General features: G+C 54.1%; 16 protein-coding genes. 10 read left to right on the top strand and 6 right to left on the bottom strand.

Features of this window, described 5'->3' with window-relative positions:
* The first annotated feature begins 172 nt into the window (after positions 1–172).
* From fabA to KGA85_RS29105, 3 genes are all read left to right on the top strand, one after another.
* Positions 173–688, top strand: coding sequence for a 3-hydroxyacyl-[acyl-carrier-protein] dehydratase FabA (fabA, locus tag KGA85_RS29115; protein ID WP_223456121.1), 516 nt, complete (start codon positions 173–175; stop codon positions 686–688).
* A gap of 11 nt (positions 689–699) precedes the next feature.
* Positions 700–1,920 carry a beta-ketoacyl-ACP synthase I gene (fabB, locus tag KGA85_RS29110; RefSeq protein ID WP_223456120.1) on the top strand — a complete coding sequence of 407 codons (1,221 nt, stop codon included), beginning with the start codon at positions 700–702 and terminating at the stop codon, positions 1,918–1,920.
* Between the two features lie 392 nt (positions 1,921–2,312).
* Positions 2,313–2,501: a hypothetical protein gene (locus KGA85_RS29105; protein ID WP_056728002.1), complete on the top strand. Its 189-nt coding sequence runs from the start codon at positions 2,313–2,315 to the stop codon at positions 2,499–2,501.
* Between the two features lie 67 nt (positions 2,502–2,568).
* On the opposite strand, the gene KGA85_RS29100 is transcribed toward KGA85_RS29105, so the two are convergent.
* The 6 genes from KGA85_RS29100 to cysM all read right to left on the bottom strand — a co-directional run bounded on the left by KGA85_RS29100 (position 2,569) and on the right by cysM (position 9,888).
* The gene (locus tag KGA85_RS29100) at positions 2,569–3,516 is read right to left on the bottom strand and encodes a hypothetical protein (protein ID WP_223533031.1); all 948 of its coding nucleotides are present in this window, start codon (positions 3,514–3,516) and stop codon (positions 2,569–2,571) included.
* A gap of 221 nt (positions 3,517–3,737) precedes the next feature.
* Complete coding sequence (locus tag KGA85_RS29095; RefSeq protein WP_223533029.1) at positions 3,738–4,280, bottom strand: DUF2058 domain-containing protein; 543 nt, start codon at positions 4,278–4,280, stop codon at positions 3,738–3,740.
* A gap of 28 nt (positions 4,281–4,308) precedes the next feature.
* Positions 4,309–5,145, bottom strand: coding sequence for a nucleoside triphosphate pyrophosphohydrolase (gene mazG, locus KGA85_RS29090; protein ID WP_223543580.1), 837 nt, complete (start codon positions 5,143–5,145; stop codon positions 4,309–4,311).
* Positions 5,146–5,267: 122 nt separating this feature from the next.
* Complete coding sequence (gene relA, locus KGA85_RS29085) at positions 5,268–7,511, bottom strand: GTP diphosphokinase (RefSeq protein ID WP_223543579.1); 2,244 nt, start codon at positions 7,509–7,511, stop codon at positions 5,268–5,270.
* 122 nt (positions 7,512–7,633) lie between these two features.
* On the bottom strand, positions 7,634–8,986 hold the full coding sequence (gene rlmD, locus KGA85_RS29080; RefSeq protein ID WP_223456115.1) for a 23S rRNA (uracil(1939)-C(5))-methyltransferase RlmD: 1,353 nt from the start codon (positions 8,984–8,986) through the stop codon (positions 7,634–7,636).
* On the bottom strand, positions 8,986–9,888 hold the full coding sequence (gene cysM / locus KGA85_RS29075; RefSeq protein ID WP_046043004.1) for a cysteine synthase CysM: 903 nt from the start codon (positions 9,886–9,888) through the stop codon (positions 8,986–8,988). The genes rlmD and cysM overlap by 1 nt, the downstream gene beginning before the upstream one ends.
* A 342-nt stretch (positions 9,889–10,230) precedes the next feature.
* Here cysM and KGA85_RS29070 point away from each other — a divergent pair, with 342 nt between their 5' ends.
* The 7 genes from KGA85_RS29070 (at position 10,231) to KGA85_RS29045 (ending at position 17,205) form a co-directional block, all read left to right on the top strand.
* A complete protein-coding gene (locus KGA85_RS29070) occupies positions 10,231–11,511 on the top strand; it encodes an HlyD family secretion protein (RefSeq protein ID WP_223456114.1) in 1,281 nt (426 codons plus the stop codon).
* 38 nt (positions 11,512–11,549) lie between these two features.
* Positions 11,550–11,756 (top strand): LuxR C-terminal-related transcriptional regulator, encoded by a 207-nt coding sequence (locus KGA85_RS29065; RefSeq protein WP_223456113.1) that lies wholly within the window; start codon positions 11,550–11,552, stop codon positions 11,754–11,756.
* 469 nt (positions 11,757–12,225) lie between these two features.
* Entirely contained in the window at positions 12,226–12,555 is a 330-nt protein-coding gene (locus tag KGA85_RS29060; protein WP_223456112.1) for a hypothetical protein, read from the top strand.
* Positions 12,556–12,617: 62 nt separating this feature from the next.
* Entirely contained in the window at positions 12,618–13,268 is a 651-nt protein-coding gene (locus KGA85_RS31215; RefSeq protein WP_263289194.1) for a cupin domain-containing protein, read from the top strand.
* Positions 13,269–13,408: 140 nt separating this feature from the next.
* Positions 13,409–13,783 carry a hypothetical protein gene (locus tag KGA85_RS31210; protein ID WP_317848681.1) on the top strand — a complete coding sequence of 125 codons (375 nt, stop codon included), beginning with the start codon at positions 13,409–13,411 and terminating at the stop codon, positions 13,781–13,783.
* A gap of 21 nt (positions 13,784–13,804) precedes the next feature.
* Entirely contained in the window at positions 13,805–15,892 is a 2,088-nt protein-coding gene (locus KGA85_RS29050) for a peptidase domain-containing ABC transporter (protein ID WP_223543578.1), read from the top strand.
* Positions 15,892–17,205 carry a TolC family outer membrane protein gene (locus tag KGA85_RS29045; protein ID WP_223543577.1) on the top strand — a complete coding sequence of 438 codons (1,314 nt, stop codon included), beginning with the start codon at positions 15,892–15,894 and terminating at the stop codon, positions 17,203–17,205. The genes KGA85_RS29050 and KGA85_RS29045 overlap by 1 nt, the downstream gene beginning before the upstream one ends.
* The last annotated feature ends 109 nt before the right edge of the window (positions 17,206–17,314 follow it).

The raw sequence follows: 17,314 nt of genomic DNA, 5'->3' as shown, positions 1-17,314 counted from the left end.
AAAGGGGCTTGAATAATAATTTCAGTGCACAAGTGTACATTCATGTCCTTGGTGCTGTGACTTTCACCACAACGCAATAGTCTATGAGTAGGCTGCCGGTTCGAGGCATGAACGCTTCGATCGGCCGGGAAGATTTGCCCCACCTGCCGCATGGGACTATTGAGGAGCTCGCATGACCAAACAAAACGCCTTTACCCGGGAAGACCTGCTGCGCTGCAGTCGCGGTGAGCTGTTCGGCTCTGGTAACGCGCAATTGCCCGCCCCGAACATGCTGATGGTTGACCGCATCACCCTGATCAGCGAAGAAGGTGGCAAGTACGGCAAAGGTGAATTGGTCGCCGAGCTGGATATCAATCCGGACCTGTGGTTCTTCGCCTGCCATTTCGAAGGCGATCCGGTGATGCCGGGCTGCCTGGGCCTCGACGCCATGTGGCAACTGGTCGGTTTCTTCCTGGGCTGGCAAGGCCTGCCGGGCCGTGGCCGTGCGCTGGGTTCGGGCGAAGTGAAATTCTTCGGCCAGGTCCTGCCGACGGCCAAGAAAGTCACCTATAACATTCATATCAAGCGCGTCCTCAAGGGCAAGCTGAACCTGGCCATTGCCGACGGTTCGGTGACTGTCGACGGTCGCGAAATCTACACCGCCGAAGGCCTCCGGGTCGGCGTATTCACCTCCACTGACAACTTCTAAGGGTTATCCGCATGCGCCGCGTCGTTATCACTGGTCTGGGCATCGTTTCTTGCCTGGGCAATGACAAAGAGACCGTCTCCGCTAACCTGCGTGCAAGCCGCCCTGGCATCCGGTTCAACCCGGAATATGCCGAAATGGGTCTGCGTAGCCAGGTTTCCGGCTCCATTGACCTCAACCTTGAAGAACTGATCGATCGCAAGATCTATCGCTTCGTCGGCCACGCGGCAGCTTATGCCTACCTGGCCATGAAAGACGCCATCACCGACTCGGGTCTGACCGAAGAACAGGTTTCCAACCCGCGTACCGGCCTGATCGCCGGTTCCGGTGGCGCATCGACCCTGAACCAGATGGAAGCGCTGGACATCCTGCGCGAGAAAGGCGTCAAGCGCGTCGGCCCATACCGCGTAACGCGGACCATGAGCAGCACCGTTTCCGCTTGCCTGGCCACTCCGTTCAAGATCAAGGGCCTGAACTACTCCATCGCCTCTGCCTGCGCCACCAGTGCTCACTGCATCGGTTCCGCCATGGAACAGATCCAGATGGGCAAGCAGGACATCGTCTTCGCCGGCGGCGGTGAAGAAGAGCACTGGAGCCAGTCGTTCCTGTTCGACGCCATGGGCGCCCTGTCCAGCAAGCGCAACGACACCCCGGAAAAAGCCTCCCGTGCCTACGACGCTGACCGTGACGGTTTCGTCATCGCCGGCGGTGGCGGCATGGTCGTGGTTGAAGAGCTGGAACACGCTCTGGCCCGCGGCGCGAAGATCTACGCGGAAATCGTCGGCTACGGCGCGACCTCCGACGGCTACGACATGGTCGCCCCGAGCGGCGAAGGCGCGATCCGCTGCATGCAGCAGGCGCTGTCCACCGTCGATACCCCGATCGACTACCTGAACACCCACGGCACTTCGACCCCGGTCGGCGACGTCGCGGAAATGAAAGGTGTGCGTGAAGTGTTCGGCGACAAGGCTCCGGCCATCAGCTCCACCAAGAGCCTGTCGGGTCACTCCCTGGGCGCCGCCGGCGTTCACGAAGCGATCTACTGCATGCTGATGATGGAAGGCAACTTCATTGCCGGCTCCGCCAACATCGACGAGCTCGACCCTGAAGTGGCCGACCTGCCGGTGCTGACCAAGACCCGCGAAAACGCCACCATCAACACCGTGATGAGCAACAGCTTCGGTTTCGGTGGCACCAACGCCACCCTGGTACTGAAGCGCTGGCAGGGTAAGTAATACCCCGCCATAACGCCGCACAAGAAAACGCCCCGACTGGTTCGGGGCGTTTTTTTTGCCTTGAGAAAAACCTCAAGACACACACAAATCCTCTGTAGGAGTGAGCCTGCTCGCGATAGAGGTATTCCAGTCGACATCACTGGTAACTGACCCACCGCTATCGCGAACAGGCTCACTCCTACAAGGGTCTGCGGTGCGTTCTGAAGATGAAGCTTTTGTCATGAAACCAAAAGCCCTGCGACTGAATGTCGCGGATTCCGCGGGCTGCAGGACTGTTTCCGTTTTTGCAAAAAACCGTTACCAAACTCAGTCATTTACTTAGCAAACTAACAAAACATATAACAAAGGCCTGCACACGCCTTGCTGCAGATAACAGAGATTGGAGCTAGCAGATGACTGTAAAAGTAACTGAACGCGACGATTCACATAAATCCCACGAGGGTGTAGCCGCCGGTATCCGCATCTGGGACGTGCATCAACAAGACCTGCTGGTCGGGATGTTCCATTCCGAGACCGACGCGCAAAACTACAGGGCCGAACTGGAAATGCTCGAGCGCAAACGCGAGCTCGCAACCGGTTAAAGACAGACTCCACCACCGCGCAGCCTGCCCCTTCCCGCACGGGCAGGCTGCGACCGGATCACCCGACTCAGGCAATCTGAATGGCCGCTAAATAAAGGGAGTCGTCGATCTCCACCGAAGTGACAACACCGACAATCCAGCCCGCCTCAAGTTTCACCACCTCACACTCACCATCGCCCATGCCGTCATTGCGGATGGCAAACTGGAGCGATGATGGATGTCGCTTGCCGTAATCGAAGTCCATGCCACAAGCAATCAGAAAATCGATTTTCGCCCCCGCCAGTTCAATTTCCTTGTCCCGCTCACCGTCTTTCAACACCGCATAATCGAGGCACAAGTTGATGCCGAATGGGCAGCCCGGAACCAGACTGTTGATAAACGTTCCTTCGTAACCACCAAAGTAACTGTGCTCGGCCCGTACACTACTGACCTTTTTAACTCTTATTACAACCTCATCAAACAACTTAAATAACCAGTACTCACCTTCAACCCCTACGTGTCTTCCGAAATCGATTCGTGATACATGGCGCTTTGGCCACATCGACTTCAGCGGCACATCAACTTCATATTCCTTATTGGTAACCGTCAGCAAATAATTAATAACATCGTAATAACTCGACTCCCCCTCTCCCACTTTGATAAGCGTCGCACAACTTCCCGCCAGCAATACGATCTTGCCGTACTGCTCCATTGGCAGATCGCTCATCAACAACGCCACACACTCGGGCACCTTTTGCAGATAGGCAGAGTTCAACTCGTGGAGTTCCTCCTCACTGCGGACTTCGCGCCAGGGAATGTTCCAGAAAAACTCAGGCAGGGTAAAGAACACACAAGCGGACCCGCCATGATCCTCACGGGCGGCCTTTGCAGCGATCTTTATTTTTCGGCGTACAAGCTCAGCACGCACGGCCAGCTCATCGTCCAAGTAATCGTGAATGGTTTGATCGGGCTGTCGCGGCTGTGATAACGGCGACGTGAAAGTGGGTTGGCGCAACGAAGCGATACTTACCAGCATTGAAGATATCCTTATCCATTAAAATTCATTCCATTCGTTTTCCTTCAACAATAAACACGCTCAAAACGAACAACAGCACACCAGAAAGGTATTTAACCGCTCATTCAAGATGAGATTAATTTCAGCAAAAGAAAACCCGAAAGATCGTATCGACATGATCTTTCGGGTTCAATTGATTAATCCGGAAAAGTACTAGTAAACATGTACCATCAGCGGAGCGATTACCACATCAGATCATCAGGGATCTTATAGGCGGCGTACGGATCGTCCTCAGTACTCACTTCCTCGGTCTGCACATTCAGCTGCACGATGCGTTGCGGGTCGCGCTCTTGAATCTTCAATGCCGCCTCGCGCGGAATCACTTCGTAGCCGCCAGCGTGATGCACGATGGCCAGCGAACCGCTGCTGAGCTTGTTGCGCATCAGGGTGTTGACGGAGATGCGCTTGACCTTTTTGTCGTCGACGAAATTGTAGTAATCCTCGGTCGTCAGTTTCGGCAGGCGCGAGACTTCGATCAATTGCTTGACCTGCGCGGCACGGGCCTTGGCCTCAGCCTTTTCCTGTTGCTGGCGGTTGAGTTCCTGATCGCGCTTGACCTTCTCGGCCATGGCTTCCTGCGCCGCACGCTGCTGGGAGTCATCCAGCTCGATCTGGCCTTTGTGGGCCAGGCGTTGCTGTTTCTGCTTGTCTTTGCTGACCTGCTTGGCCTGCTTCTGGTTGACCAGCCCTGCTTTGAGCAACTGGTCGCGAAGGGAAATGCTCATGGTGCTTATTACTCACTTAGGCCACTGCTCAACCGCAGCTGGGCAAATTCTTTTCCTGACGTTTGGCTTCGCCCCACAAGGCGTCCAACTCTTCGAGGGTGCAATCTTCCATGGGACGGCGGGTGTCGCGCAATGCCTGTTCGATAAAACGAAAGCGTCTTTCAAACTTGCCGTTGGCGCCACGCAGTGCGGTTTCCGGATCAACCTTGAGATGCCGCGCCAGATTGACCACGGAAAACAGCAGGTCACCGATCTCGTCGGCCACGGCCTCGGGATCGTTTTCCGACATGGCTTCGAGGACTTCATCAAGCTCTTCACGCACTTTATCGAGCACCGGCAAGGCGTCCGGCCAGTCGAAGCCGACCTGCCCTGCGCGCTTCTGCAACTTGGCCGAGCGTGACAGCGCCGGCAATGCCGCGGGTACGTCATCAAGCAACGACAGCTGTTCGGGGGCTGAAGATTTCTCCGCGCGCTCCTCGGCCTTGATCTCTTCCCAGCGTTGCTTGACCTGCGCTTCGCTCAGGCGCGGGACATCCACTGGCGCATACAGATCACCAGTGGGGAACACATGGGGATGACGCCGAATCAGCTTGCGGGTGATGCTGTCGACCACGCCGGCGAACTCGAAGCGTCCTTCTTCCCGGGCCAACTGGCTGTAATACACCACCTGGAACAGCAGATCGCCCAGCTCACCCTGCAAGTGATCGAAGTCACCGCGCTCGATGGCGTCGGCGACTTCGTAGGCTTCCTCAAGGGTGTGCGGGACGATGGTGGCCCAGGTTTGCTTGATGTCCCACGGGCAACCGTACTGCGGGTCACGCAGGCGGTTCATCAGGTGTAATAAATCTTCAAGGCTGTACGTCATTCATGCCCCCATCAGAAAAACCTGTGGGAGCGAGCCAGCTCGCGAAAGCGGTGTGTCAGCCAATGAAAATATCGACTGATACAACCTCTTCGCGAGCAGGCTCGCTCCCACATTAATCACCATCAAGGCGTACGGTTACGCCGGGTTTCGATGATGTTCGGCAACTGGGAAATCCGCCCCAGCAACCGCCCCAATGCATCCAGCCCCGGAATCTCGATGGTCAGGGACATCAACGCGGTGTTGTCCTCCTTGTTCGAGCGGGTGTTGACCGCCAGCACGTTGATCCGCTCGTTGAGCAGCACCTGCGAGACGTCACGCAGCAACCCGGAACGGTCGTAGGCGCGGATGACGATGTCCACCGGGTAGGTGAGCACCGGCACCGGGCCCCAGCTGACCTGGATGATCCGCTCTGGCTCCCGCCCGCTCAGTTGCAGCACCGAGGCGCAGTCCTGGCGGTGAATGCTCACGCCGCGACCCACGGTGATGTAACCGACGATGGCATCCCCCGGCAGCGGCTGGCAGCAGCCGGCCATTTGGGTCATCAGGTTGCCGACGCCCTGGATCTGGATATCGCCGCGCTTGCCCGGTTTGTAGCCGGTGGCCTTGCGCGGTATGAGTTCAAGCTGTTCGTTGCCACGCTCCGGCTCGACCAGTTGCTGCGCCAGGTTGACCAGTTGCGCCAGGCGCAAATCCCCAGCGCCGAGGGCGGCGAACAGGTCTTCGGCGGTTTTCATGTTGGCCTTGTCGGCCAGCTTGTCGAAATCCACCGCCGGCAGACCGAGGCGATTGAGCTCGCGCTCAAGCAGGGTTTTACCGGCCGCGACGTTCTGGTCGCGAGCCTGCAGCTTGAACCAGTGAACGATCTTTGCCCGTGCCCGCGACGTGGTGACGTAGCCCAGGTTCGGGTTCAGCCAGTCGCGGCTCGGGGTGCCATGCTTGCTGGTGATGATCTCGACCTGTTCACCGGTTTGCAGGCTGTAGTTGAGCGGTACGATACGCCCGTTGATCTTGGCGCCACGGCAGTTGTGACCGATTTCGGTGTGTACGCGGTAGGCGAAGTCCAGCGGTGTCGCGCCCTTTGGCAAGTCAATGGCGTGACCGTCCGGGGTGAAGATGTACACCCGGTCCGGCTCGATATCGACCCGCAATTGTTCCGCCAGGCCACCGATGTCGCCCAGCTCTTCGTGCCATTCGAGCACCTGACGCAGCCAGGAGATTTTCTCTTCGTAGTGATTGGAACCGGACTTGACGTCGGTGCCCTTGTAGCGCCAGTGCGCGCACACGCCGAGTTCGGCTTCTTCGTGCATCGCGTGGGTACGGATCTGCACTTCCAGCACCTTGCCCTCGGGCCCGATCACCGCCGTGTGCAGCGAGCGATAGCCGTTTTCCTTGGGGTTGGCGATGTAGTCGTCGAACTCTTTCGGGATGTGCCGCCACAGGGTGTGGACGATGCCGAGCGCGGTGTAGCAATCGCGCATTTCCGGCACCAGCACGCGCACGGCACGCACGTCGTAGATCTGGCTGAACTCCAGACCCTTGCGCTGCATTTTGCGCCAGATCGAATAGATGTGTTTGGCCCGGCCGCTGATGTCGGCATCGACGCCGGTGGCCTGCAATTCGTTTTTCAGCTGGTTCATCACGTCGCTGATGAAACGCTCGCGATCCAGTCGCCGCTCATGGAGCAACTTGGCGATCTGCTTGTACTGGTCCGGCTCCAGGTAACGGAAGGACAAGTCCTCCAGCTCCCACTTGATGTGACCGATGCCCAGGCGATGGGCCAGAGGCGCGTAGATGTCGAAGACTTCACGAGCCACGCGGTTGCGCTTTTCGTCGTCGGCGGTCTTCACCGCACGTATTGCGCAAGTGCGTTCGGCCAGCTTGATCAGGGCGACGCGAACGTCGTCGACCATGGCCACCAGCATCTTGCGCAGGTTTTCCACCTGGCCCTGGGTGCCCAGCACCAGGGATTTACGCGGGCTCAGGCTGTCGCTGATCGCGGCCATGCGCTGCACGCCATCGATGAGCTTGGCCACCAGCGGACCGAAGCGCTGGCTGACCGCCGGCAACTTGATCTGGCCTTCGCGTACGCCTCGATACAGGATCGCGGCGACCAGTGAATCCTGATCGAGTTTGAGGTCGGCGAGAATCTCGGCGATCTCAAGGCCGGTACGGAAAGTCGAGTTGCCTTCCGACCACAGATTCTGTGCCGCATTGGCTTGTTGTTCGGCCTCGCGAGCGTACTCGCAGGCCTCTTTCAAGGCTTCGCGATCCAGTGCCAGATCGACACTGACCGCGTGATCGAGCCAAGCCTCGAGATTGATACTGCCGTCGGTGTTGATCGGCTGGTGTGCTCTCACCTGTACCATCTTGCTTACCTTCCCTACGACGCAGATTCAATGCGTCAAATCGCTGACCTTCGTTGCCCGTGCGCCCACGTCGGGCTGGGTGCGCGGCTGCACGGGCGGGCCAGTCGGACCAGACGAGCATCCTAGCTCGCTTCAAATAACGCCATGGCCTCGACATGTGCCGTTTGAGGAAACATATCGAGAATCCCGGCACGTTTTAACCGGTAGCCCTGCTTGATCAATTCGGCCGTGTCGCGCGCCAGCGTTGCCGGGTTGCACGACACATACACCAATCGTTCGGCGCCCAGGGTCTTGAGCTTGCGCACGACCTCGAAAGCACCGTCACGCGGTGGGTCCAAGAGTACCGCACAAAAGCCTTCAGCGGCCCATTCAGCGTCCGTCAAAGGCTGGGATAAATCGGCCTGAAAAAACTTCGCGTTATGCAAATTGTTGCTAGCCGCATTTGCCGCTGCCCGATCGACCATCACCTGCACGCCTTCGACCGCCACCACTTCACGAGCGGCCTTGGCCAGCGGCAAGGCAAAGTTGCCCAGGCCGCAGAACAGATCGAGTACACGTTCATCCGCTGTCGGCTTCAACCAGTCCAGCGCCTGGGCGACCATCGCTTCGTTGACTGCGGCGTTGACCTGGATGAAATCCCCTGGCCGGTAAGCCAGTTCCAGATCCCACTGTTCCAGGCGATAACCCAACGACTGACCGGCCTCGACCGGTTGCGGTTCGCCGTCGCCATGCAGCCACAACTGGGCTTCGTGGAACGCGCAGAAATCCTTGAGGATCGTCAGGTCGGCGTCGGACAGCGGTGCCATGTGCCGCAACAACACGGCCAGCGTCGAGCCGCTGAACAACTCCACATGCCCGAGTGCCTGGGGTTTGCTCAAGCGCCGCAGCATCTCCGGCAAACGGCTCATGATCGGTTGCAAGGGCTGTACCAGCACCGGGCAGTCATCGATACCAACGATGTCCTGGCTGCCGGCGGCACGGAAACCGACTTCGAGTTTTTTCGCCTTCATGTCCCAGCGCACCGCCACGCGGGCGCGACGCCGGTACGCGAATTCCGCACCGCTCAATGGCACCGCCCACTCTTCGGGTTCGACGCCCGCGACCCTCGACAGCTGCTCGGCGAGCATGCGCTGTTTCAGGGCAAGCTGTTCGTTGTGGGGCAGATGCTGCACGCTGCAACCGCCGCAGCGGCCGGCATGGGCACACGGTGCCGGGCGGCGTAATTCGCTGGCCTTGAACACCCGTTCAGTGCGTGCCTCGACCACTTTGCCGTGGGCACCGAGCACCCGCGCCTCGATCTCTTCACCGGCCAATGCGCCGATGACGAACCAGGTGCGACCTTCGAAAAACGCGATACCGCGACCGTCATTGGCCAGGCGCTCGATGGTCAGGCGCTGCTTTTTGCCGGTCGGGACTTGCGGGGCCTTGCTGCCGCCGGTGGGCTGGAAGCGCAGGCCTCTTTCATGTTTGGCCATCAGTTGGGCGCGTCGAAAATGCCGGTCGACAGGTAACGGTCGCCACGGTCGCAGATGATCGCGACGATCACCGCGTTTTCAACTTCTTTGGACAGACGCAGCATCGCTGCCACGGCACCGCCCGAGGACACGCCACAGAAAATGCCTTCTTCGCGGGCCAGTCGACGGGTCACGTCTTCGGCTTCGCTTTGGGCCATGTCGACGATACGGTCCACACGGTCGGCCTGGTAGATCTTCGGCAGATATTCCTGAGGCCAGCGGCGGATACCCGGGATCGCCGAGCCTTCCATCGGTTGCAGGCCGATGATCTGCACGTTGTCGTTCTGCTCTTTCAAGTAGCGCGACACGCCCATGATGGTGCCGGTGGTGCCCATGGAGCTGACGAAATGGGTGATGGTGCCCTGGGTCTGGCGCCAGATTTCCGGACCGGTGGTGGTGTAGTGCGCCTCGGGGTTATCACCGTTGGCGAACTGATCCAGCACCTTGCCGCGACCTTCGGCTTCCATTTTCTGCGCCAGGTCACGGGCGCCTTCCATGCCCTGTTCCTGGCTGACCAGAATCAGTTCGGCGCCATAGGCGGTCATGGCCGCTTTGCGCTCGGCGCTGGAGTTGTCCGGCATGATCAGGATCATCCTGTAACCCTTGATCGCAGCGGCCATGGCCAAGGCGATCCCGGTATTGCCCGAAGTCGCCTCGATCAGCGTATCGCCGGCGTGGATCTGCCCACGCAGCTCGGCGCGGGTGATCATCGACAGCGCCGGACGGTCCTTGACCGAACCCGCCGGGTTGTTCCCTTCGAGCTTGAGCAATAGGGTATTGCTGGTGGCGCCGGGCAGGCGCTGCAAACGGACCAGCGGAGTGTTGCCGACGCAATCGGCGATGGTTGGGTACTGCAAGGTCATGGCGTATTCGCAATCCAGACTGCGGGGGTGCCTATCATACCGGCAAACGTTGCCAGGCCATATCACGCAAAGTGTGGTGCTTATGGTTTATGGGAATAAGGGTGAGCTTTGTGCCGAGTGGAATCCTACATGGATGGGTAATAGACCTGTAGGAAGAAGGCTTGTTCGCGAAGATGCTGTAATACACGATGACTTTTCAGGACGACTTCCTAGGATATTTCCCGCAGGTTTTGGCGGTTTGCATGAACTGTTGGGCGAGGGGCTTCATCGATAGTCTTTTGATTGCACTCCACGCTCCCTATCGGGATGAGGCACTCCTATCCTCCAGAAGACTCTAAATCAATGTCCGAAAACTTGACTTTATTTCGCACTGAAGTTGTTACCGCGAAGAACGAACAGCGCTTCGGTAGCGTGCTGATCCATCAACCATGGGGATATTGTGTAGCCGCCATTCTGGCTAGCACGTTGATACTGCTGTTGATGGCCTATGCTTATTTCGGTACCTACACCCGCAAAGCAACTGTCAATGGATTGCTTATGCCAGAACAGGGAATGCTGCGCTTAACATCTCCAGGCACAGGGTTTCTGACAGAGGTTCTTGTTAAGGAAGGTCAAGACGTAGGGATCGGCCAAGCACTGTTCGTTGTTTCCGGTGAACGCTTCAGTACAACGGGCGGTACACAAAATCTCATTTCGGAGCAGCTTACTCAACGCATTCTGATTCTGGAGCGCAACCTTAACTTGGCGAACGAGCGTCGGACAGGACAGCTAATCATGCTTGATGGCCGTCTTACCGCAATTACCCAAGAGCTAAGTCAATTTCGGGAAGAAGTACGCCTGCTGAAAAGGCGTGTAGTGTTGGCTGAAACTCAACACCAGCGACAGCACAAACTGGCGGCGGAGGACTTCATTTCAGTTGCACAACTTCAAAAAGGAGAAGGAGAACTTCTGGCGCTACTGGGTCAACAGCAAAGTATTCAACGCGCTCGTGCGAGTCTCAATCGCGAACGCATGGAACTGCTTGCGCAACGGCAAGAGGTTGAATTGCGGCATCGTACAGAGACTGCTGAGATAGATAACAATATCTCCCTGATCAGACAGGAGCAGGCGGAAAATGATGTTCGCCGAAGACAAATAAGCGTGGCACCGCTTGCCGGTACAGTAACTGGCTTGAGCGTGCAAACGGGTCAACAAATCCAGGTCGGCTCACTGCTAGCCAGCCTGATCCCTCTAGGAGCAGATCTTACCGCTCACCTGTATGTTGCTTCTCACCAAGCGGGGTTTATAGAGCCAGGGCAGACCGTATTAATGCGTTACTCTGCCTATCCTTATCAAAAATTCGGCATGGCACGAGGACAGATCGTAGACTTGGCGAAAAGCCCCTACGCGGTTCAGGAGTTGCCGACCCATATTGCAAACGCTGTTCAAAACACGACCCTATCTCCTGAACTTTTCTATCGCGCAACCGTTGCACTCAACTCACAGACGATCGCCGTATACGGTAATTCACACCCTCTACAAGCCGGCATGCTATTGGAAGCTGATATTGTCCAGGACAAACGTCGTCTTTATGAATGGGCTCTGGAGCCAATTTACTCTCTCACAGGCAAACACTTCAACTAAACAAAACCCAAACAAAAACAGCAGGAAGTGATAAACAAATGACAAAACGGGAACAAGAAGTCCTACATTCACTTCTTCAAGGACGCACCAACAAACAAATCGCCATTTCACTTGGAATAAGTGACTTCACAGTACGCGACCACGTTTCTTCAATACTTCGCAAGAAAGGAGTCAGCTCAAGGACTGAGTTATTCGCAGCAGAACTGGAAAACAAAAAAAAGGCACCCCCTACATCTATAGGATAAAAAAACAACACCAAGAGAATTACCATCCCAACCATCAGCCGCCCGAACCAATTTTTCTCATCCCCTCACCAATAAAAATAATCAACTCAAAATATCAAACTTAAAAGCAACAATAACAACCACACAATCAAGCCGCAAATAAAAACACAGAGAGAATATAATTCCATGACTGACCAAAACCTTGATGAATCGAGTAAAGGATGGAGCATGGAAGTATTGGGCATTCATTTTGTAGAAGGCACCGCATCAACCGCCACAACTTCCGCCATTATAATTATTTTATTTTTCTCTTTCTGTTATGGCACATTCAGATTGTTGCGCTTACGATGGGGACCATACAAAAGCCTATGCATAACCTTTATCTTACTTCACATCATCCCTGTCATTGCGCTATGGACAATAAAACTCATTACCTAGCAGTGAACAATTACACTCTCACAACTTACCTCACACAAAACAAGGAGTAACCATGCGCGAATTAACAATATGTGATTTTGAATTAGTCTCTGGTGCAGTTGGCCCACCCGGAGCCGTTGTTGGTGCCGTAACGGGCGCGGCGACTTATATTGGAGGTGCAATGGCTACAGGGCAGGGTGATATAGCCGGCCTGAGTGCAAGCGCAGTGGCTGGGGGAGCAGCAGGTTTTATACTGGGCCCCGCTGGCATGGGGGTCGCACAAACAACTGCTGCATCCATTCTTGGCGCCGAAGTAGGATTTTATTCCGGCATGCTAGGCGGCCAGGTTCAAAGTGCTGTCAATGCAGCCGGAACGAACTACGGCGGCACAAATTACAATTAACCAATTAACTCATAATTGAGCCTGGCTTCTCTATTAAAGCCAGGCTCCCAAGGTCTACGTTTATGAGCATAGCGTTCAACATGCCTTTTGGTGACTTTTTTGAACATTACCAAGAGAAGAAACCATTACTTCTTAAGGGAGCAGTTTCTGAAATTGAATTCTCGTGGAAAGACGTAAACGACATTTATAGCAACAGCGACGCTGCTTCCAATGACTTCAAACTCTCGCTAAACGGTATACGACCCAAGTCTGAGTATGTGGAGAGCTATCTCGATATCGGGATCTTACGTCACCGCCTGATAAAACCCGTCGTATATGAAAATCTTAAAAATGGGGCCACACTAATCGCCAACAAAATTAAAAACTCACCCAAGATCAGCCATCTTTCAAATCAGATTGCAACATTCACCGGCAGGCAAGTCGTAAGCAGAGCATACTTGGCTTTCGGTTACAAAGATTCCTTTAGATGCCACTGGGATACACGGGATGTATTTGCGATTCAATTAATCGGGCGTAAGCGTTGGATAATTTACGAGCCGTCATTGGAGCATCCCTTATACACCCAACAAAGCAAAGACTACGAACAGCACTATCCTTGCCCACCCAATCCTTATATGGACATTATTCTTGAGCCGGGTGATGTTTTTATCTCCCCCGAGGCTGGTGGCATAACCCCTTACCATTGGGAGAGGCCACCTTCCATCTTGCAGTAGGTACTTTCCCAGCGTATACAATTGATTATTTATCATGGTCACTCAAACGACTAGAGTCTTTCACTGGCTCACGACGGTCACTTTATAATTGGCAGCAAGATAAGGACTCCCTTTCACTGACAGGAAAACACCTCAATGAAATGATCATCAACCCAGACAACTACCATCGTTTCCTCGATGAATTCACTGGTGCAACGCGAGTTGAGTCCGCACTGGCTCTGGAGATTTTTGGTAATCCGAACACTGGCACACTAACCGATCACTTCGGAGTTAAACTATGCACAAACAATCATCACAACAAAACTTCCAGCCACATCATTGCCAATGGCACACGACTAAATCTTGATAATCAAAGCAAAAAACTGATTTCATCCATAGCCAAAGCACCCGGCATTAGTATTGCAACACTCATCACAATTCTTCCGGAAATACCAACCAACAAACTGCTCGGATTGATCACCCAACTGTGCCATCTAGACATCCTGGAACTCTCCCAACACCAATCACACCGTTAATTTATCAGGATGTTATGACTCATGAAAATAACGCTACAAGCAGAGAGCCAAGAGTGCGGCCTCGCCTGCCTAGTGATGATCGCCGCATTTCACGGGTTGCACGTGGACCTTATGAGCATGCGCAGACACTTCTCCATCTCTCTAAAGGGAACAAACTTATCTCAATTAATGCGTCATGCTCATTCACTAAATTTTTCCTGCAGGCCTGTGCGGTTAGAGTTGGAGGAGTTATCCATGTTGCGTACACCGTGCATCCTGCACTGGAACATGGATCACTTCGTGGTGCTGGAGAGAGTAAAGGGGAACAGCCTGACTCTGCTGGACCCTGCATTTGGTCGCAGGGTGATGAAATCATCTGAGGCTTCAAGGCACTTCACTGGTGTAGCACTGGAATTGACACCTAACGCAACCTTTCGCCCTGGGTCACAAAAATCCCGAGTTCGCCTGCACGATTTGATTGGCCGAACCACCGGACTAAAGCGCGCTTTAGGCAACATATTTGTACTTGCACTGGCGCTGGAAATAGTCGCCCTGCTCGCCCCTCAAGTTACTCAGTGGGTGGTTGATGGTGCACTGGTTTCCTCTGATCATGATCTGCTGTTACTGGCAGTACTGGGGGGCTGTCTATTGATGGTGATTGATTTTGTTCTACGGATGGCTCAAGGCTGGATGGCATTACGTCTGGGACAGCAGTTAGCAATACAGTGGTCGAGTAATTTGTTCAGCCATATGCTGCGTCTACCCTGGCCGTTTTTCGAAAAGCGCCAAATTGGGGATATTGCAGCCCGCTTTCAGTCACTTGCTGCCATTCGCAAGATATTGACCAACGGAGCTATCACAGGAGTACTTGATGGATTAGTTGCAATAGCAACACTAACCATGATGCTTTTTTACAGCAGCGCACTAACAGCTATCGTGTTGATCGCTCTGGTATTGTATGGCGTCCTACGACTGGCCTTTTATCACCCACTCCGCAATGCTGCTGAGGAGCGCATCGTACTGGGCGCACGAGAAAACTCCTATTTCCTGGAAACAATAAGGGCTGTTTTACCTCTCAAGCTCTTCAATGCTACCCCGTCGCGATTGGCGACTTGGCAAAATCTGATAGCGGATGTTCAAAATCGAGACGTAACAACACAGAAAATATTGTTGGTATTTGCCAGTTTGAACACTCTGATCTTTGGATTAGAAGGGATGCTGCTGCTCTTTGTCGGTGGTTCCTCCGTTCTCCAAGGCGCACTATCATTGGGCATGTTACTGGCATTCATCGCCTACAAGACCCAATTTTCTGGACGAGCAAGCAAGCTGATTGATTTGGGCATCGAAATTCGGATGCTTTCGCTACATGCCGAGCGCCTGGCTGATATCGCCTTAGAAACGCCGGAGCCTGATGGGCCGATGGAAACAGATATTGAATGCATAAAACCCCACATTGAACTCAGGCACGCTTCATACCGATACGCGCAAGGTGAGCCCTCGGTAATTCACAATCTATCGCTCATGATCCATGCGGGGGATTCAGTTGCACTTGTTGGTCGTTCTGGTTGTGGTAAAACCACATTACTTAAGTTAATTCTCGGTTTGCTCACACCAACAGAGGGGGAGATTTTGATTGGTGGAATATCTATGCGTCAGCTTGGGCCTCAAGCATGTCGCAGCTTAGTAGGCGCTGTAATGCAGGAGGATCAGTTGCTGGCTGGATCTCTAGCTGAAAATATTGCTTGTTTCGATCCTCACTTCTGTCAGGAGCGTGTGAAGGAAGCAGCTCAAATTGCGGATATCCACAAGACAATTACCAATATGCCCATGGGCTATCAGACGCGGGTCACAGATATGGGCGCTGGGCTATCCGGCGGGCAAAAGCAGCGCATTTTTCTTGCGCGCGCCTTGTACCGGAAGCCGAAAATTCTTGTGCTTGATGAGGCCACCAGCAATCTGGATCTACACAGTGAGCAGCATGTAATAAAGGCGTTGGGTGAAATGCCTATGACTCGAGTCATTATTGCTCACCGTCGTGAAACCATTGCTTTCGCTAAACGTCTTGTCTGCTTAGATAAAGGTGTAGTGGTGGAGGACGTTCGCCTTGATGAGGCGAGGGTCACAGAGTGATGGCTGCCAGGAAAATTGTTATTGGAGCAACAATGCTGCTAGAGGGGGCGGCTGCACAAGCGCAAAGCATTGATCTTCTGCAAATCTACCAACTAGCATTGCTTCATGATGCTCAATATGCGGCGGCGAAAGCCCATCAACGCGTGGAGCAAGAGCACTGGGTACAAGGAAGAGCGGGGCTTTTACCCCAAGTATCAATAGATGCTCAGACCCATTGGATGGAAACCGATTACCAGTTCCCAACGGGTAACGCTCAATACAACAGACAGAATCGTAGTTACGGTATCCAGTTGATACAGCCTATTTTTCGCTTACAAAACTGGGTTCAGTTCCAGCAGGGAGGACTTCAACGTACGCAAGCAAAAATCCATCTTGAAAGTGCAGAGCAGGCGTTGCTGCTGCGAGTTGCTCAAGCCTATTTTGAAGTTCTGAATGCAACTGACGTGCATGAGTCCCTTCGGAATCTCCGAACTGCCGACGCAGAACAATTGGCAAGTTCTAAAAAAAACTTTGAATTGGGTAACGTCAGCATTGTCGATGTGCATGAGGCTCAGGCTAGTTTTGATAAAAGCATGGCGCAATTCATCAAAACCAAAAGCGAGCTTGATCTAGCTCGATATGCCTTAGTTCGAATTACTGGACAGCACCCTGGCGAATTGAGGGGACTGCGAGAAAATGTGACCCTATATTCTCCGCAACCAGCAGAACTTGACGCATGGATTAAGGCGGCCAAGCGATATAATCTTAATGTACAAGCACAGGAGCTTTTACTACTCATTGCGGACAACGAAGTACGTATTCGTAAGGCCGAACACCTACCGACTATTGACCTGGTTATCAGTCAGAACATGCAGCAATATCCTAATGCCAATACAGAACGCACCGACTCCTCTAGCATCGGACTGCGTTTGAGTATGCCGTTGTACAGTGGCGGTCGAATAGGTTCTGCTACTCGGCAAGCGGTGGTGTTGCAAGAGCAAACTGAGTTTGAACTGGAGGATGCACGTCGTGCTGCGGCGCAAGCAGTGCGAGAGGCTTGGTCAGGTGTAATGGATGGAATGGCGCGGGTGAAAGCGCTCGAAGCAGCGAAAACCTCCGCACGCTCGGCGGTGGCCTCCAATCAGATCGGCTATAAGGTTGGAATACGAGTTGGTATTGATGTATTAGAGGCTCAAAGCAAGTTCAGTGATGTAGTTCAGCAATTGTCCCGCACCCGTTATGACACATTATTAGCCCAGTTACGACTCAAGGCTGCGGTAGGGACATTAAGTAAAGTAGATATTGCCGAAGTCAACGCGCTAATGAGCAATTGAGCAATTGAGCAATTGAGCAATTGAGCAATTGAGCAATTGAGCAATTGAGCAATTGAGCAAACGATTGTTGTCAGGCATAAAAATCTCAATGCTTCTATTATCTAATCCA

Source organism: Pseudomonas sp. GL-B-12 (assembly GCF_019955895.1).
GTDB lineage: Bacteria > Pseudomonadota > Gammaproteobacteria > Pseudomonadales > Pseudomonadaceae > Aquipseudomonas.
The sequence above is the reverse complement of the archived record's forward strand: the minus strand, read 5'-3'. Positions and strand labels throughout refer to the sequence as shown.

Excerpts from the sequence above, each read along its gene's own strand:
- fabA (WP_223456121.1), top strand. The coding sequence starts at position 173 with ATGACCAAACAAAACGCCTTTACCCGGGAAGACCTGCTGCGCTGCAGT.
- fabB (WP_223456120.1), top strand. The coding sequence starts at position 700 with ATGCGCCGCGTCGTTATCACTGGTCTGGGCATCGTTTCTTGCCTGGGC.
- KGA85_RS29105 (WP_056728002.1), top strand. The coding sequence starts at position 2,313 with ATGACTGTAAAAGTAACTGAACGCGACGATTCACATAAATCCCACGAG.
- KGA85_RS29100 (WP_223533031.1), bottom strand. The coding sequence starts at position 3,516 with ATGCTGGTAAGTATCGCTTCGTTGCGCCAACCCACTTTCACGTCGCCG.
- KGA85_RS29095 (WP_223533029.1), bottom strand. The coding sequence starts at position 4,280 with ATGAGCATTTCCCTTCGCGACCAGTTGCTCAAAGCAGGGCTGGTCAAC.
- mazG (WP_223543580.1), bottom strand. The coding sequence starts at position 5,145 with ATGACGTACAGCCTTGAAGATTTATTACACCTGATGAACCGCCTGCGT.
- relA (WP_223543579.1), bottom strand. The coding sequence starts at position 7,511 with ATGGTACAGGTGAGAGCACACCAGCCGATCAACACCGACGGCAGTATC.
- rlmD (WP_223456115.1), bottom strand. The coding sequence starts at position 8,986 with ATGGCCAAACATGAAAGAGGCCTGCGCTTCCAGCCCACCGGCGGCAGC.
- cysM (WP_046043004.1), bottom strand. The coding sequence starts at position 9,888 with ATGACCTTGCAGTACCCAACCATCGCCGATTGCGTCGGCAACACTCCG.
- KGA85_RS29070 (WP_223456114.1), top strand. The coding sequence starts at position 10,231 with ATGTCCGAAAACTTGACTTTATTTCGCACTGAAGTTGTTACCGCGAAG.
- KGA85_RS29065 (WP_223456113.1), top strand. The coding sequence starts at position 11,550 with ATGACAAAACGGGAACAAGAAGTCCTACATTCACTTCTTCAAGGACGC.
- KGA85_RS29060 (WP_223456112.1), top strand. The coding sequence starts at position 12,226 with ATGCGCGAATTAACAATATGTGATTTTGAATTAGTCTCTGGTGCAGTT.
- KGA85_RS31215 (WP_263289194.1), top strand. The coding sequence starts at position 12,618 with ATGAGCATAGCGTTCAACATGCCTTTTGGTGACTTTTTTGAACATTAC.
- KGA85_RS31210 (WP_317848681.1), top strand. The coding sequence starts at position 13,409 with ATGATCATCAACCCAGACAACTACCATCGTTTCCTCGATGAATTCACT.
- KGA85_RS29050 (WP_223543578.1), top strand. The coding sequence starts at position 13,805 with ATGAAAATAACGCTACAAGCAGAGAGCCAAGAGTGCGGCCTCGCCTGC.
- KGA85_RS29045 (WP_223543577.1), top strand. The coding sequence starts at position 15,892 with ATGGCTGCCAGGAAAATTGTTATTGGAGCAACAATGCTGCTAGAGGGG.